Below are 13,467 nucleotides of genomic sequence, written 5' to 3'. Positions count from 1 at the left end.
ATTCCGGCGTGGATAAACAGGAGCAATTGTGCTTGTCTGAAGCAAGTAGCGCAGATCCAGAAGGGATATGCGGCCCTTGTTCGGCGAGGTGACCACGACATGAGGTTGACGACCACGACCAACGTCTCGGTGGACGGCGTGATGCAGGGGTTGGGCGGACCGGACGAAGACCGCAGCGGCGGCTTCGACCGCGGCGGATGGGCCATACCGCTTCTCGATACCGAAACCGGGGACTATCTCAACCAGATCTACGGCGGCGCGGCCGCGTTCCTGTTCGGCCGGCGGACGTACGAGATCTTCGCCGGCTACTGGGGAGCGATGGCCGACCCGAGCACGAACCCGATTGCCACCGCGCTGAACAGCCGTCCGAAGTACGTGGCATCGACCAGCCTCACCGACCCGAAGTGGGCGGGCACGACTGTCCTGACCGGCGATATCGCAGCAGCCATCGGTGATCTGAAGGCGCAGCAAGACGGCGAACTGCTGGTGCCCGGCAGCGGTGCCCTCGTCCGATGGCTGCTCGCCAACGGCCTGGTCGACCAGCTCGACCTGCTCACCTATCCAGTCGTCGTCGGCCAGGGCACACGGCTGTTCCCCGATTCCGGTCCGGACATCGCGCTCGATCTGGTCAGCTCGCGGACCACTTCCCGCGGCATAACCATCCAGACCTATCGGCCTGTTGGGCGCCCGGAGTACGCAACGTCCACGGCCGACCCGAATCACGTCGCCGCGAAGTAGCAGTTGTCACTACGGACGACACCCTGTGCTCAGGACCCGTCAGCGTCGTCGAACTGCGCAACAGCTTCTTTTGCCGGTGACCCTGGCCTACCTGCGGGGGCGGTGCCCTGCCAGGATAATCCGGATCACTTTCTGGTAGCGGCGCACTTGATATCCGGCCTGCGCCAGAAGGAAGAGGGCACCTAGCGCTGCCCCAAGGAGGATGGCAGCAGTTTCACTACCGACCGTGGGGTAACTGAGAAGTGCCACGCCCGCGCCCGCAACGATGGAATTCACCGTGGCGATAGCCGTAGACATTGTGAAGAAGACACCCCGCCACGATCCGCGGCCTCCGATATCGAGCAGTTCATTCAGCGCGTGTTGCCCATGCGGCATGGAAAAGAAATCTTCGGCCCCCGGGAGTATGCGAGCGTAGTACCGGCGAATTCGCTGCATCGAGTCCAATGCGGCCACGTCCTCCAGCGACGTCTGGACCAGTCGTTCGTACGTGAACAGGCCCAGGACAACGACCACAGGAATCACTACTGCTAAGAAATTTAGGGCTATTGGAGTCTGGGCGAGGAATCCATACGCAACTAGGGAGCTCGATAGTGTCATGAGGTAAAGCGACGCCCTGCTGCTGGACTCGGCCACCGTTATTCCCCTGGCGGACTCCAGCACGAAGTGCTCGGTGAGTAGAGAACTGAAGAAAGCCTGCGGCCGGTCAGGCAAGGCGTGAAAGGAATCCCCGGCATTGGGCAGTACCGGTGCATCCCCATGGCCCTCAGGCGCCGGGTAAGTGTCGTCTCGTTCCACTCATTTCCCCTCTGCTCTTGCTCCACCAACGGGCACATTGCCAGCTTAGATGGGGCCGGACTTTCACGTTTCCGGCCGGGCCGCTTCCTCTTACGCTGCGAGGACCTTTGCCAGCCACTCCTTGGCGGCTTCCAGGTCCGTGTGGGCAATGCCGTGTCCTCCGGGACGTAGGACCTGTTCTACGTCTGCACCGTTTTGGTGCAGGGCGGCGATGAGCGTGCTGACGCTGGCGGGCGGGGCCATGGGGTCGGCCTCGCCGTTCAGGATCAGCAGCCTGCTGCCGGCCAGGTCAGCGGGGGATTCCCGGTCGGCGAAGGGGTACATGCCGGAGAACGCGATGACCCGGTCCAGGGTCTGGGGCTGGAGCATGGCGGTGGCCAGGGCTATGTTGGCGCCGTTGGAGAACCCGACTGCCACCACGGGCCTGTTGCCGAGGTTGTAGTGTTCCCGCGCCGCGTTCAGGAAGGCGGCCAGCTCCGTGGCGCGGGCGATGACGTCGTCCACGTCAAAAACCCCTTCGCCGTGGCGCCGGAACCAGCGGAGCATTCCGTTTTCCTGCACCTGCCCCCGCGGCGCGAGGACACCCGCTCCCGAGTGGAGTTCGACGGCGAGGGAAGGGATCTCGTGTTCGTTGCCGCCGGTGCCGTGCAGCATCAGCAGCACCGGAGCGCCTGCCTCACCGGGACTGAAGACGTGTGGCCAGGTGACGGGGGTGATTGCGGTACTCACCGGTGCCTACCGTCCCGCCAGGGCGGGGTTGTTTTCGGCGGGCAGTTGGATGCGGGCCACGGAGTGTTCGATGGCCTCGCGGGAGGGCTCGAGCCATGGCGGCAGCTTCAGGGAACGGCCGAGTTCCAGCAGCGGTTCGTCGATATCGAAGCCGGGGGTATCGGTGGCGACTTCGTAGAGCACGCCGCCCGGTTCGCGGAAGTAGATGGAGGTGAAGTACTGGCGGTCGAGGATCTCCGTAACGTGGAAACCACGGCCGACCAGTTCCTGGCGCCATGTCTCCTGGGTGGCGACGTCGGGGACGCGGAAGGCGATGTGGTGGACGGTGCCGCCGGCGGAAAGGCCGGGTCTGGCCTTGGGGTCCGCGATGACGTCAACGATGTTTCCCGGGCCGCCGTTTCCGGCGGCCAGACGCGTGCGGTTACCGGAGGTCCCGACCAGGTGCAGGCCGAGGTCTTCGGTCAGCACGGCTACGGTCTTGTCCGGATTGGCGACGGTGAGCACCGAGGAGTGCTGGCCGCCCACGGCGTACTCGGCAGGCACGGAGGCCGAATCCCAGGGATTCCGAGGATCGATGGTGCTGGAGGCGACCAGGTCCAGCTGCAGCCCGTCCGGGTCGCGCAAGGAGAGGCGCTCTTCCTCGGCCGAGGCTCGGGTGATGCTGGATTCGACGCCCAGGGCCTTGAAGTGGTTCTGCCACCAGCCAAGGGTTCCCTCCGGGACGGAGAACGCAGTGGAGGTGGACTGCCCTGCACCGATGCGGCCCGGCGCGATGCCCCGCCACGGGAAGAAAGTCATGAGCGTGCCGGGCTGGCCAGCCTCGTCGCCGTAGTACAGGTGGTACGTGGAAGGGTCATCGAAGTTGACGGTCTTCTTCACCAGGCGCAGGCCCAAGCCCTTGACGTAGAAATCGATGTTGGACTGCGGATCGCCGGCGATGGCTGTGACGTGGTGCAAGCCTGAGGTATTCGCGGTCATGTTGACCCCTCCTGTTCGGACTGATCCGGTCAGGAAGCCCCCGGCCGGTGATGTATATGCAAATGCATCTATCGAGAAGATTATTTCCTAGGAAGATAAATCCGTCAAGGTCGCAAGAAACTGCCGAGCAAGAAGATTGCATGGAAACAGCTTCTGCAGCGCAGTATCATTTGAAGCGGAAAGGACCGGACATGACACAGCAGGCGACGACGAAGGCTGGCCGGGGCCTTGATCCGGTCACGCAGTGGGGCTTGGTCATCGAAGGCTTCCAGATCACGAACAAGAAGCTGCACCGGGCGGTGGCTGACGCTCTCTCCCTGGATCCGGCCGAAGCCGAGACGCTGCTGCGACTCACCCGGAGCCCGGAGCGCCGGATGCCCATGGCGGCGCTGGCCCGTGAGGCGGCTTTCAGCACGGGCGGATTTACCAAGATCGCGGACCGCCTGGCCAAACGCGACCTGGCTGTCCGAAACCCCTGCGCCGACGACCGCAGGGTCGTCTACCTAGAACTGACCGCGGCTGGTGTGAAGCTCGCCGACGAACTCCACGACCTCGTTGCCGACATCGTCCGCAAAACCTACATCGACGTCCTCGGGGCCGACCGGGCGAAAATGGTCGCCGAGGCCATGGCTGAACTGCGCGAAGCCAACGCCACCTTGTAGGAACTCCTCCGCCTCCTAGTTTCGGAAGCCGGAACGGGCCCCCACGGCACACTTGCGTCATCCGGGCGCCGTTCTGCATGCCTTCAGTGCCCGGGGAAGGGCCGGTTGTACTCGGGGGAGGCGACGGGGGTGCCGTCGGAGACTTCGGTGGCATCCAGCCCGCCCGGAGACGGCACCAAATCCAGTACGTATCCCCGCCCCGGACAGGGCAGGCAGTGGATAGCTTTCCAGCAAGCTATATTCCATAAAGAATCTTCTCAGTTGACAAGCACGCAAGAGGCGGTGATAGTTATATGCATACGCATGTAAATCCTCTACTTGCGACGACCAGCCCAAGGAGCAGACCATGACCACGATTGAACTCACCCCCGGCACCTGGACGCTCGACCAGGCACACACCGAAGTAGGCTTCTCAGTCCGCCACGCCGGCATTAGCAAGGTACGCGGTCAGTTCACCGAGGCAGACGCCACGCTCGTCGTCGGCGGTACCCTCGGCACCTCGTCCGTTGAGGCCACCGTGAAAACCGCCTCGTTCGACTCGAACAACAACGACCGCGACGCCCACGTCAAGGGGCCGGACTTTTTCAACGTTGAGCAGTTCCCGAACATGACCTTCACGGCAACCGAGGTCCATGGAACACCGGAGAACTTCAGCCTCAGCGGTGACCTGACCATCAAGGAAACCACCAGGCCGGTGACCTTTGACGTCGAGTTCGGCGGCGTGGCCGTTGACCCCTTCGGCGCGACCCGCGCCGGTTTCTCCGCCTCCGCGCAGATCTCCCGCAAGGAATTCGGCATCACCTGGAACGCCGCCCTCGAGGCCGGCGGAGTCCTCGTCGGCGACAAGGTCACCATCACGGTCGATTCGGCCTTCGTTCTCCCCGCCAGCTAACCCCACCCGGGGGCCGGCGCCACGCCGGAAGTTGGGGGAGAGACTGGAGGGCAATGTGGTGAGGTTGGATGAGGCCGGCGAGCAATGCCGGCCGGGTGATGACAAGGAGCGGCATGCCAGGCAGTAATTTCTTTCTCGACAAGTCCGACCCGGCCAGCTGGCGGGCCCTGAACGGGCTCGCACTCAAGGTCGCAGACGCCGCCGAGCAGGCGGGCCTGCCCAGATCGGTCATGGAACTGGTCAACGTGCGGACCTCCCAGCTGAACGGCTGCGCTTTCTGCCTGGACCTGCACGTCCGGCTCGCCCGTGACGCCGGCGTCAGCGACCGGCAGCTCGCGGTGCTCCCCGCCTGGCGGGATACCGCCCTGTTCACCCAGGCCGAGCGCGCCGCACTCACCATCGGCGAAGCCGTCACCGGACTGCCCGGTCACGACAGCCTCCACGCCGGTATGACTGCAGCGCGCGCAGCACTGACCGACGCCCAGTATTCGGCCCTGCAGTGGGCAGCGGTCACCATGACCGCCTTCAACCGGATCTCCATCCTCAGCCGCCACCCGGTCCGCCCCCGGTCCTCCGCCGGGGCCGCCGGCCCCGGCCGGGAACCCGTGGGGAGCCAGGCATGAGCAACCTGGAAACCGTCCCCCAGGAAATACTCTGTGGTGAGGACGGGCAGCCCGAAGGCATCGAATTCCTGCCCCCGCGTGTAGTTCCCCTGGGCGGGCCCCGCGCCATGCCCGTACGCCGGACCCTGCCCCAGAAAAAACGCAGCCTCATCGGTTCCTGGTGCTTCCTGGACCACTACGGCCCGGACCTGGTCTCCTCCTCGGGAGGCATGAAGGTGGCACGGCACCCGCACACCGGCTTGGCCACTGTCAGCTGGCTGTTCACCGGAGAAATCGAGCACCGCGACTCCGCCGGCTACACGGCCACCGTCCGCCCAGGGGAGGTCAACCTCATGGTCGCCGGCCGCGGAATCTCCCACCAGGAACTCTCCACCCCTGCCACAACGGTCCTGCACGGAGCGCAGCTGTGGTTCGCGTTGCCGGATTCCACCCGCCACATGGCCCCCACGTTCGAGCACTATGCCCCTGAGCCGGAGCGCCTTGGGAACGCCGAACTGAAGGTCTTCCTCGGTTCCCTGGCCGGATCCACGTCGCCGGTGGAAACCTACACCCCGCCGCTGATGGCGGCCGAGGCCACTATCCGCTCCGGCGGGACACTGGATCTGGACCTCGACCCATCCTTCGAGCACGGCATCCTGCTCGACACCGGGAACGTGCTCCTCAACGGTTCACTCCTGCCCGTTGACCACCTGGCTTACCTGCCCGCCGGGCAGTCCCGTCTGGTCCTGGAAGCCGGGGACACCCCTGTAAGGGTGCTCATCCTCGGTGGCGAACCTTTGGGGGAGCAGATCGTCATGTGGTGGAACTTCGTCGGACGGACGCACGAGGAAGTCGTCGCCTACCGGGCAGCGTGGCAGGCAGAAATCGGTGCGGAACGCGCCTCCCAGCCCAGCGGCGGCGCCTACCCCGACGGGGCCTCCTACCCGCGCTTCGGTCCGTTCCCGCAAGGAACCCCCGCTCCGCTGCCCGCGCCCGTCCTGCCCAACGCACAGCTGCGGCCCCGCGGCTAGCAACCGACCATCAGGAGTCCCCATGGAACTGGAAAAAAGCATCACCGTCCGACACGACCCCGCCGACCACTGCTACGAGCTCATCGACGGGGAGACCGCCATCGGCAAGACCGAGTACGTGCCCGCCAGCGGCCCGGACGACAGCGAACGGATTTTTTACCACACCGAGGTGAGCGAGGCCTACGCAGGCAAGGGCCCCGCCGCAGTCCTGGCCAAGCATGCCTTGGACGACACCATCGCCGCCGGGCTGACCATCATCCCCGTCTGCCCCTACATCAAGGGCTGGATACGCCGGCACCCTGACTACCAGCAGCACGCCGCGCCGATCCGGCCCGAGCACCTGGCCGCCGTCGGTCGCGTCTACACGCCGTAAGGACAAGGGCCGTGGGACTGACATTCGTGCACAACACCCTGGGCCAGCGAGTGCTGTTCGGCGCCGGAAAAGCAGCCGAACACCTCACTGCCGAGGTCAAACGCCTCACCGCCCAAAAAATCATGGTCATCGCCTCCGCCAGGGAACGGCCAGAAGCCGAAAAGATCACCGCCGGCATAAAGGTAAAACTGATCCATGACGACGTCGCCCCGCACGTGCCCCTCCACAAGGCCGACACGGCCCGAAACGCAGCGATCCGGAACGGCATAGACCTGCTCGTCAGCGTCGGCGGCGGCTCCGCCATAGGGCTGGCCAAAGCCATCGCACTGACGACCGGCCTGCCGATCATCGCCCTGCCGACGACCTACGCCGGTTCCGAGGCGACCAACGTCTGGGGACTGACCGATGCCTCCCACAAAACCACCGGCGTCGACGACCGCGTGCTGCCCTTAACCGTCATTTACGACGCCGAGCTCACACTGTCCCTGCCCAAGGAACTGAGCATAGCCTCAGGGCTAAACGCTCTGGCCCACTGCATCGACTCCATATGGGCGCCCCGCACAGACCCCATCAACCAGGCGCTGGCACTAGGAGGCATCCGCGCCCTCACCGACGGCCTTCCGGCTATTAGCAGCAACCCGAACGATCTCACCGGCAGGGAGCAAGCCCAGTACGGGGCCTACCTGTCCGCCGTCGCCTTCGCGTCCGCAGGGTCCGGGATGCACCACAAGATCTGCCACATCCTCGGCGGCAGATGGAACCTGCCCCACGCCCAAACCCACGCCGTCGTGCTCCCGCACGTCCTGGCATTCAACGCCCCCGCCATCAACGATGCGGCCGCCAGGATCGCAGCCGCACTCGGCACCGGCAACGCCCTGGAGGGCCTGAACACGCTCCGGGACACACTGGACGGCCCCACCTCACTCAAAGATCTCGGTTTTGCCGAGGAAAACATCGCCGAAGCAGTCCAGCTCATCCTCCCCGTCATCCCCGCCTCCAACCCCCGCCCAGTCACTAGGGAAAACCTCACCGCGTTGATCACAGCAGCCCAAGCCGGAACCTCACCGGCTCACCTCTAACCGGGCCCCCGCACCCCGCGAAAACCAGCCACCACGGGTGCGGTATAGTTCACCCCACCGCGACGGAAACGGCGCGGAATCGCGGGTACGGCGAACCGGCCCCTGCCCCACCTCCCGCACGACCGCGGCCAACACACACAGAAAGACAGCAGCACATGACTCGACGGCGAGGGATGTCCCTTGCGGGGCAGTATCTCCGGCTGCAGCTGCTGATAGTGCTGGCCGTGCTGGTGGCCGTGGTGGCGATCTCGCTGGCGCAGTCCGCGGCCGCGTTCGAGCGGATCGAAGGCCGCCGCGCGCTGTCGGCGGCCGAAACGCTTGCGGCACACCCGGCCGTCCGCAGCCTGCTGGCAGATGCCCAGCCGGGCAGCGGGTCCGCACTGCCGGCCGTCGCCGAATCCGTGCGGACAATCTCCGGCTCCTCACATGTCGCCTTGGCCCGCGCTGACCGGACGGTGGTGACGTCATCGGACCCCTCGCAGGAGGGCCGCGCGATGGAACTCGGCGACAGCGTCGTGATGACCGGGCGGGCCTGGACCGGCCTCGTGGATACGGGAGGTGCCGAAGCGCTCTCCGCCCACGTTCCCGTGCTGGACGACGGCGGGAAGATCGTGGGCATCGCCGCCGTCGGCAGGAACTTCCCGTCCGTACTGGAGCGGCTGGGCGATGCCGTGCCGAACCTGCTGACGTATCTGGGCGTGGCGAGTGTCCTGGGGGTGGCCGGTTCGCTTCTGCTCGCGCGGCGGGTCAAGCGCCAGACGCTGGGCATGGAGCCGGACGAGATCACCGGGCTCGTCGAGAACCGGGAAGCGATGCTTCACGGGCTCAAGGAGGGTGTGGTGGCGCTGGATCCGCAGCAGCGGATCACCGTGGTCAACGACAGCGCCCGGCGCCTGCTGGGCCTCCCCGACGACTGCGTGGGGAAGGATCTCCGCAGCCTTGCCGTGCAGCCGGCGCTCAAGGAGGTCCTCACGCAGGACCAGCCCGGACCGGACAGGCTGGTGCTGGTGGGCGAGAGTCTGGTGGTCCTGAACCGGATGCCCATGCGCTCGCACGGCCGCGTCATCGGGTCGGTGACCACGCTGCGTGACCGGACGGAACTGGCCTCCCTGGAACGGGAACTGGGCACCACCCGGACAGCCACGGACACTCTCCGCGCCCAGGCACATGAGTTCGCCAACCAGCTGCACACGATTTCCGGACTGATCCAGATCGGCGAGTATGACGCCGTGGTGCAGTTCGTCAACGGCACTACGTTGAACCGCACCCGCCTCAACGACGAGGTCACCAGCAGGATCCAGGACCCGGCGCTGGCCGCCTTGCTCATCGCCAAATCGAGCCTCGCCACGGAGCGCGGCGTGTCACTCCAGCTGGCCGGAGAGTCCCGGCTGGGCCGGATTGATGAGGCACTGTCCCGGGACCTGACCACCGTGGTGGGCAACCTCGTGGACAACGCGCTCGACGCGGTCACCAACGCCGCTGCCGACGCTGAGGTGGAGGTGCTCATCGGGGAGGACGACGACGGCGGCGTGCGGGTTGTGGTGCGGGACTCCGGACCGGGAGTCCCGGCGGACGTCATGGAGGACATCTTCCGCCAGGGGTTCAGCACGAAGAATTCGCCCGACGGTGGGCGCGGCTACGGCCTCGCGCTCGCCCGGGTGGTCTGCCAGCGCCGCGGCGGCCGGCTGACCGTGCACAACGACGGCGGCGCCGTGTTCACGGCGGAACTTTTCGGTGCGGATCCGGTGCGCGCCGACGGTCGGACCGGCGCGGCCCAGACCGGTGCGGCCCAGACCGGTGCCGAACAGTTGCCCGCCGAACAGCTGCGGGCCAACCAGATCAATGAGGGGAAGCAGCCATGATCAGCGTCCTGATTGTTGATGATGATTTCATGGTGGCCAAGGTCCACGCCGGGTTCATCCAGCGCACGCCGGGGTTCGCCGTCGTCGGTGTCGCCCATACCGGCGCGCAGGCGGTGCTGGAGACGCAGCGGCTGCAGCCGGACCTGGTGCTGCTGGACATCCACCTCCCGGATATCAACGGGCTGGACCTGATGCATCAGCTGCGGGAGGTGGCGCCCGAGCTGGACGTCCTGGTGATCAGTGCGGCCAGGGAGGTGGAGACGGTGCGCCGGGCACTGCGCGGCGGAATCGTTCACTACCTGATCAAGCCGTTTTCCCAAACGGACCTGCAGGAGCGCCTGGAGCACTACCGGAACACCTATCAAAGCCTGGCTTCCTCCAAGGACGTGGCGGAACAGGCTGACGTCAACCGGGTCTTCGGGCTGGAGCGCGGCGACCGGCCGCTGCCCAAAGGCTGCAGCGCCGAGACGCTGCAGCTCGTGGAGCGGGCGCTGCTCGCCTCCATGGGCGATCTTTCGGCCGCCGAACTGGCCGTGGTGGTCGGCACGTCGCGGGTGAGCGCGCGGCGCTACCTTGAGTACCTCAATGACGAGGGGATGGTGGACGTCACCCTTAAGTACGGCGTCGGACGCCCCGAACGCCGGTATGCCTGGAAGCAGGCGTGATGCCCTAGCTGCGCGGCCGTTGTCAGGTGCCGGCGGCTACCTTGCCCGGCCCGCCTTGGCGGTTTCGATGGCCTTCAGCGCGCCCGCGGTGACGTGGTCGACGTCGGCCGTTCCGTCCACGCGGACCAGCAGGCCGCGCTCGGCGTAGCGCGAGATGACGGGCTCGGTTTCCTCCCGGTAAAGCTGCAGGCGGTGCCGGATGACGCTTTCGGTGTCATCGCTGCGCCCTTCGGCCTCGGCCCGCAGCAGGAGCCGGCGGACGATCTCGTCGTCGTCCGCAGTGATTTCCAGGACGGCGTCCAGGGTGTCACCAGTCTCCTCGAGGATGCCGCCCAGGTCGTCCATCTGGCTGACCGTTCGTGGGTAGCCGTCCAGAAGGAAGCCGTTCTTCGTGTCCGGTTGCTGCAGCCGTTCGCGCACCATGGCCGTGGTGAGATGGTCCGGCACCAGGTCACCGGAATCCAGGTACTTTTGGGCCTCGGTACCCAGGGGCGTGCGGTCGGCCAGGTGGGTGCGGAACATGTCTCCCGTGGAGATCTCCACGATCCCCAGCTGTTTGCTGATGCGGTGAGCCTGGGTGCCTTTGCCCGAGCCCGGAGGGCCGATGATCAGTAATCTTGTCATGCGCCTATCCGTTCAGGTAGTACGTGCTGACAGTGCGGGGGAGTGACGCTCTCAGGCCAGGTTTTCCTTCAGCAGGGCGCGGTGTTCGACGGCCGCTTCCCCGTGCAGGGCGCGGCCCGCGTCGGTGAGTTCCAGAAACAGCGAACGCCGGTCGTCCTCGCAGGAATGGCGGGATATGAGTCCGGCTTTCTCGAGCCTGTCCACCACCTTGGACATCGCGCTCTGGGTCATGGGCGTCCGCTCGCCGAGCTGCTTCATCCTGCACGCCGCGTCCGCGCTTTCGGCCACAAGGTCCAGGATTTCAAACTCGGTCAGGCCGATGCTGAACCGCGATTCCAGGGCTCGGTCGATCGCGCCCGCGGTGCGGAAGTAGGTGCTCTGGATGCTGCGCCATTGCTCAACCAGCTGTCGGTCCTGCGGTGTTGCCATGCAGCGATTCTAGTTCATGACGAATTAAAAGTCCACGTCATAATATTCCTTGTCATTCAATGACGTGTCATATAAGTTGAACCCATGACTTCAACTTCCACCCTTGAAAGATCTGCCGGAGAACGGCTTTCGCCCGTCCGCTGGACCCGTGCGCAGTGGATGCTGCTCCTGGTCCTGTGCACCGTACTGGCGCTCGACGCGCTGGACGTTTCCATGGTCGGAGTGGCGCTGCCCTCGATCGGCACCGAACTCCACCTGGGGACCGAATCCCTCCAATGGATCGTCTCCGCCTACGTACTCGGCTACGGAAGCCTGCTCCTGCTGGGCGGCCGGATGGCGGACCTGCTCGGCCGGCGGCGCATCTTCCTCATTGCGCTCAGCGTCTTTGCCGCAGCTTCCCTGCTCGGCGGCCTGGTGGATGACCCTGCCCTGCTGATCGCCACGCGCTTCATCAAAGGGCTGGCCGCCGCGTTCACGGCTCCTGCCGGCTTCTCGATCATCACCACCAACTTCGCGGAAGGGCGCGAACGAAACCGCGCCGTGTCCATTTTCACCACCTTCGGCGCTAGCGGCTTCTCACTCGGCCTTGTTGTCGGAGGCCTCATGACCGCCATGAGTTGGCGCTGGACTTTCCTTGTCTCGGTGCCTGTGGCGGTCGCCGTCGTGATTCTTGGCCTGAAGTACATCCCCCGGGACGCTGCCGCCGGCAAGGCCGAAGGCAAGGGCCAGGACAGCGGACATGACGTTTGGGGTGCCGTGACGCTCGCGGCAGGCATGCTGGGGCTGGTTTACACGCTGGTTTCGGCACCCGGGAACGGCTGGGGATCTGTGGCAACTATCGCCGGATTCGCAGCCTCCGCAGCGGTGCTGGCAGCCTTCGCCGTGATCGAAAACCGGGTCAGGCACCCGCTGATCCGGTTCAACATCCTCAAGGAAGGCTGGGTTGCCCGGGCCAACCTCAGTGCCGTGGGGCTGTTCGGCTCGTACCTGAGCTTCCAGTTCATCCTGACGCTCTACCTGCAGTCCGTGCTGGGGTGGAGCCCGCTGGGCATGGCGCTGGCGCTGCTTCCCACCGGCCTGCTGGTGGCCTCGAGCGCTCCCTTCGCGGACCGGCTCATCGACAGGTTTGGCGCCCCGCGGCTCATTCTGACCGGTCTGGCGTCATTGGCGCTCGGCTACGTACTGTTCCTGCGCGTGGGCACCTCACCCAACTACGTGACGGATATCCTGCCGTCGGTCCTGCTGCTGGGCATTGGCTTCGCTCTGGCCTTCCCGTCCATCAACGTCCAGGCCACCGCAGGCATCCGAAATTCGGAACAGGGTCTGGCGGCCGGTCTGATCCAGACCAGCACACAGGTGGGGGCCGCCCTGGTGCTTGCCGTTACCACCGCGATGGTCAGCGGTCACGGCAACGCGCCCGCCGCCGGCACCTCGGTGGATGCGGCGGCGATGCTGGAACAGTACCGCCCCGGCCTGATCCTGAGCGCAGCGGTGGCCATAGCCGCCCTGCTCATCGCTGCGGCGCCATCCCGCAGCCGGGTATCCAGCGCCGCAGACCGCGTAACGGCCTGACTCATGAGTTGAAATCGGGGGCGGTTGCCGGCGCCGCCCCCGGCGCCCGCATTCCCGGGCCGGTGCGGTGAGCAGCCGGGGCCCGGCCTAACTTCGTCCAGATTGGGATTCGACTAAAACTGCCGGTCTTGAACGGACCCTCACAAGGGCCCTGCACAGCCACGATAGATTCCAGATACAAATCCGAAACGTGGCGTCGATACCACGAAACACTGCTTGGCTATGCTGATGCCTACTTGGAAACCGTCGTCAGGACGGTGAACGGAAGGACACAGCCATGATGATCTGGAACAGCCTTACCCTCTTTCTTGACTCCCGCCGGAACGACCGGCACGAATTTGGCGGCGCCGGCCCCGGATTCCCCAGCGGCCAGTTGACCTCCACCGCCTGGGCAGGCTGGTGGCACGACGAGGCCTAGTGTCACGTGTTAATGGTT

General features: G+C 65.7%; 16 protein-coding genes. 11 read left to right on the top strand and 5 right to left on the bottom strand.

Annotated features, from left to right (window positions below):
- Positions 1 to 99 precede the first annotated feature (99 nt).
- Positions 100 to 738, top strand: coding sequence for a dihydrofolate reductase family protein (locus J7I89_RS08395; RefSeq protein ID WP_214969039.1), 639 nt, complete (start codon positions 100 to 102; stop codon positions 736 to 738).
- An 87-nt stretch (positions 739 to 825) separates the two neighbouring features.
- Here J7I89_RS08395 and J7I89_RS08390 read toward each other — a convergent pair whose 3' ends face one another.
- The 3 genes from J7I89_RS08390 to J7I89_RS08380 all read right to left on the bottom strand — a co-directional run bounded on the left by J7I89_RS08390 (position 826) and on the right by J7I89_RS08380 (position 3,240).
- Positions 826 to 1,533, bottom strand: coding sequence for a hypothetical protein (locus tag J7I89_RS08390; protein WP_214969037.1), 708 nt, complete (start codon positions 1,531 to 1,533; stop codon positions 826 to 828).
- A 90-nt stretch (positions 1,534 to 1,623) separates the two neighbouring features.
- Positions 1,624 to 2,262, bottom strand: coding sequence for an alpha/beta hydrolase (locus J7I89_RS08385; protein WP_308159840.1), 639 nt, complete (start codon positions 2,260 to 2,262; stop codon positions 1,624 to 1,626).
- Positions 2,263 to 2,268: 6 nt separating this feature from the next.
- Positions 2,269 to 3,240 (bottom strand): ring-cleaving dioxygenase, encoded by a 972-nt coding sequence (locus J7I89_RS08380; protein WP_214969036.1) that lies wholly within the window; start codon positions 3,238 to 3,240, stop codon positions 2,269 to 2,271.
- A 191-nt stretch (positions 3,241 to 3,431) separates the two neighbouring features.
- Here J7I89_RS08380 and J7I89_RS08375 point away from each other — a divergent pair, with 191 nt between their 5' ends.
- The 8 genes from J7I89_RS08375 (at position 3,432) to J7I89_RS08340 (ending at position 10,406) form a co-directional block, all read left to right on the top strand.
- Positions 3,432 to 3,902: a MarR family winged helix-turn-helix transcriptional regulator gene (locus J7I89_RS08375; protein WP_214969034.1), complete on the top strand. Its 471-nt coding sequence runs from the start codon at positions 3,432 to 3,434 to the stop codon at positions 3,900 to 3,902.
- A 346-nt stretch (positions 3,903 to 4,248) separates the two neighbouring features.
- Positions 4,249 to 4,794 carry a YceI family protein gene (locus J7I89_RS08370; protein WP_214969032.1) on the top strand — a complete coding sequence of 182 codons (546 nt, stop codon included), beginning with the start codon at positions 4,249 to 4,251 and terminating at the stop codon, positions 4,792 to 4,794.
- Positions 4,795 to 4,907: 113 nt separating this feature from the next.
- The gene (locus J7I89_RS08365; protein ID WP_214969030.1) at positions 4,908 to 5,417 is read left to right on the top strand and encodes a carboxymuconolactone decarboxylase family protein; all 510 of its coding nucleotides are present in this window, start codon (positions 4,908 to 4,910) and stop codon (positions 5,415 to 5,417) included.
- Positions 5,414 to 6,427, top strand: a complete 1,014-nt coding sequence (locus tag J7I89_RS08360) for a pirin family protein (protein WP_214969028.1) — start codon at positions 5,414 to 5,416, stop codon at positions 6,425 to 6,427. Before J7I89_RS08365 ends, J7I89_RS08360 begins: the two co-directional genes overlap by 4 nt.
- 22 nt (positions 6,428 to 6,449) lie before the next feature.
- Entirely contained in the window at positions 6,450 to 6,800 is a 351-nt protein-coding gene (locus tag J7I89_RS08355; protein WP_214969026.1) for a GNAT family N-acetyltransferase, read from the top strand.
- An 11-nt stretch (positions 6,801 to 6,811) separates the two neighbouring features.
- Positions 6,812 to 7,879 carry a maleylacetate reductase gene (locus tag J7I89_RS08350; protein ID WP_214969024.1) on the top strand — a complete coding sequence of 356 codons (1,068 nt, stop codon included), beginning with the start codon at positions 6,812 to 6,814 and terminating at the stop codon, positions 7,877 to 7,879.
- A gap of 173 nt (positions 7,880 to 8,052) precedes the next feature.
- The gene (locus J7I89_RS08345; protein ID WP_214969185.1) at positions 8,053 to 9,741 is read left to right on the top strand and encodes a sensor histidine kinase; all 1,689 of its coding nucleotides are present in this window, start codon (positions 8,053 to 8,055) and stop codon (positions 9,739 to 9,741) included.
- Positions 9,738 to 10,406: a response regulator gene (locus J7I89_RS08340; RefSeq protein WP_214969023.1), complete on the top strand. Its 669-nt coding sequence runs from the start codon at positions 9,738 to 9,740 to the stop codon at positions 10,404 to 10,406. The genes J7I89_RS08345 and J7I89_RS08340 overlap by 4 nt, the downstream gene beginning before the upstream one ends.
- 36 nt (positions 10,407 to 10,442) lie before the next feature.
- Here the strand turns inward: J7I89_RS08340 and J7I89_RS08335 are convergent, their stop codons facing one another.
- Both J7I89_RS08335 and J7I89_RS08330 read right to left on the bottom strand, forming a co-directional pair.
- The gene (locus J7I89_RS08335) at positions 10,443 to 11,030 is read right to left on the bottom strand and encodes an adenylate kinase (RefSeq protein WP_214969021.1); all 588 of its coding nucleotides are present in this window, start codon (positions 11,028 to 11,030) and stop codon (positions 10,443 to 10,445) included.
- A gap of 51 nt (positions 11,031 to 11,081) precedes the next feature.
- A complete protein-coding gene (locus J7I89_RS08330; RefSeq protein WP_214969020.1) occupies positions 11,082 to 11,459 on the bottom strand; it encodes a MarR family winged helix-turn-helix transcriptional regulator in 378 nt (125 codons plus the stop codon).
- Positions 11,460 to 11,543: 84 nt separating this feature from the next.
- On the opposite strand from J7I89_RS08330, the gene J7I89_RS08325 reads away from it, so the two are divergent.
- Both J7I89_RS08325 and J7I89_RS08320 read left to right on the top strand, forming a co-directional pair.
- Entirely contained in the window at positions 11,544 to 13,031 is a 1,488-nt protein-coding gene (locus tag J7I89_RS08325; protein ID WP_214969018.1) for an MFS transporter, read from the top strand.
- Positions 13,032 to 13,308: 277 nt separating this feature from the next.
- Complete coding sequence (locus J7I89_RS08320; RefSeq protein WP_214969016.1) at positions 13,309 to 13,449, top strand: hypothetical protein; 141 nt, start codon at positions 13,309 to 13,311, stop codon at positions 13,447 to 13,449.
- The last annotated feature ends 18 nt before the right edge of the window (positions 13,450 to 13,467 follow it).

The sequence above is a fragment of the Arthrobacter sp. ISL-5 genome, from assembly GCF_018613835.1.
Lineage (GTDB): Bacteria > Actinomycetota > Actinomycetes > Actinomycetales > Micrococcaceae > Arthrobacter.
Note: the sequence above shows the minus strand (reverse complement) of the source record. Positions and strands in the feature narration are given on the sequence as shown.

Bases quoted from the DNA above. Each gene is read 5' to 3' on its own strand.
- J7I89_RS08340 (WP_214969023.1), top strand. From the start codon at position 9,738: ATGATCAGCGTCCTGATTGTTGATGATGATTTCATGGTGGCCAAGGTC.
- J7I89_RS08380 (WP_214969036.1), bottom strand. From the start codon at position 3,240: ATGACCGCGAATACCTCAGGCTTGCACCACGTCACAGCCATCGCCGGC.
- J7I89_RS08375 (WP_214969034.1), top strand. From the start codon at position 3,432: ATGACACAGCAGGCGACGACGAAGGCTGGCCGGGGCCTTGATCCGGTC.
- J7I89_RS08345 (WP_214969185.1), top strand. From the start codon at position 8,053: ATGTCCCTTGCGGGGCAGTATCTCCGGCTGCAGCTGCTGATAGTGCTG.
- J7I89_RS08355 (WP_214969026.1), top strand. From the start codon at position 6,450: ATGGAACTGGAAAAAAGCATCACCGTCCGACACGACCCCGCCGACCAC.
- J7I89_RS08360 (WP_214969028.1), top strand. From the start codon at position 5,414: ATGAGCAACCTGGAAACCGTCCCCCAGGAAATACTCTGTGGTGAGGAC.
- J7I89_RS08365 (WP_214969030.1), top strand. From the start codon at position 4,908: ATGCCAGGCAGTAATTTCTTTCTCGACAAGTCCGACCCGGCCAGCTGG.
- J7I89_RS08330 (WP_214969020.1), bottom strand. From the start codon at position 11,459: ATGGCAACACCGCAGGACCGACAGCTGGTTGAGCAATGGCGCAGCATC.
- J7I89_RS08335 (WP_214969021.1), bottom strand. From the start codon at position 11,030: ATGACAAGATTACTGATCATCGGCCCTCCGGGCTCGGGCAAAGGCACC.
- J7I89_RS08325 (WP_214969018.1), top strand. From the start codon at position 11,544: ATGACTTCAACTTCCACCCTTGAAAGATCTGCCGGAGAACGGCTTTCG.
- J7I89_RS08395 (WP_214969039.1), top strand. From the start codon at position 100: ATGAGGTTGACGACCACGACCAACGTCTCGGTGGACGGCGTGATGCAG.
- J7I89_RS08370 (WP_214969032.1), top strand. From the start codon at position 4,249: ATGACCACGATTGAACTCACCCCCGGCACCTGGACGCTCGACCAGGCA.
- J7I89_RS08320 (WP_214969016.1), top strand. From the start codon at position 13,309: ATGATGATCTGGAACAGCCTTACCCTCTTTCTTGACTCCCGCCGGAAC.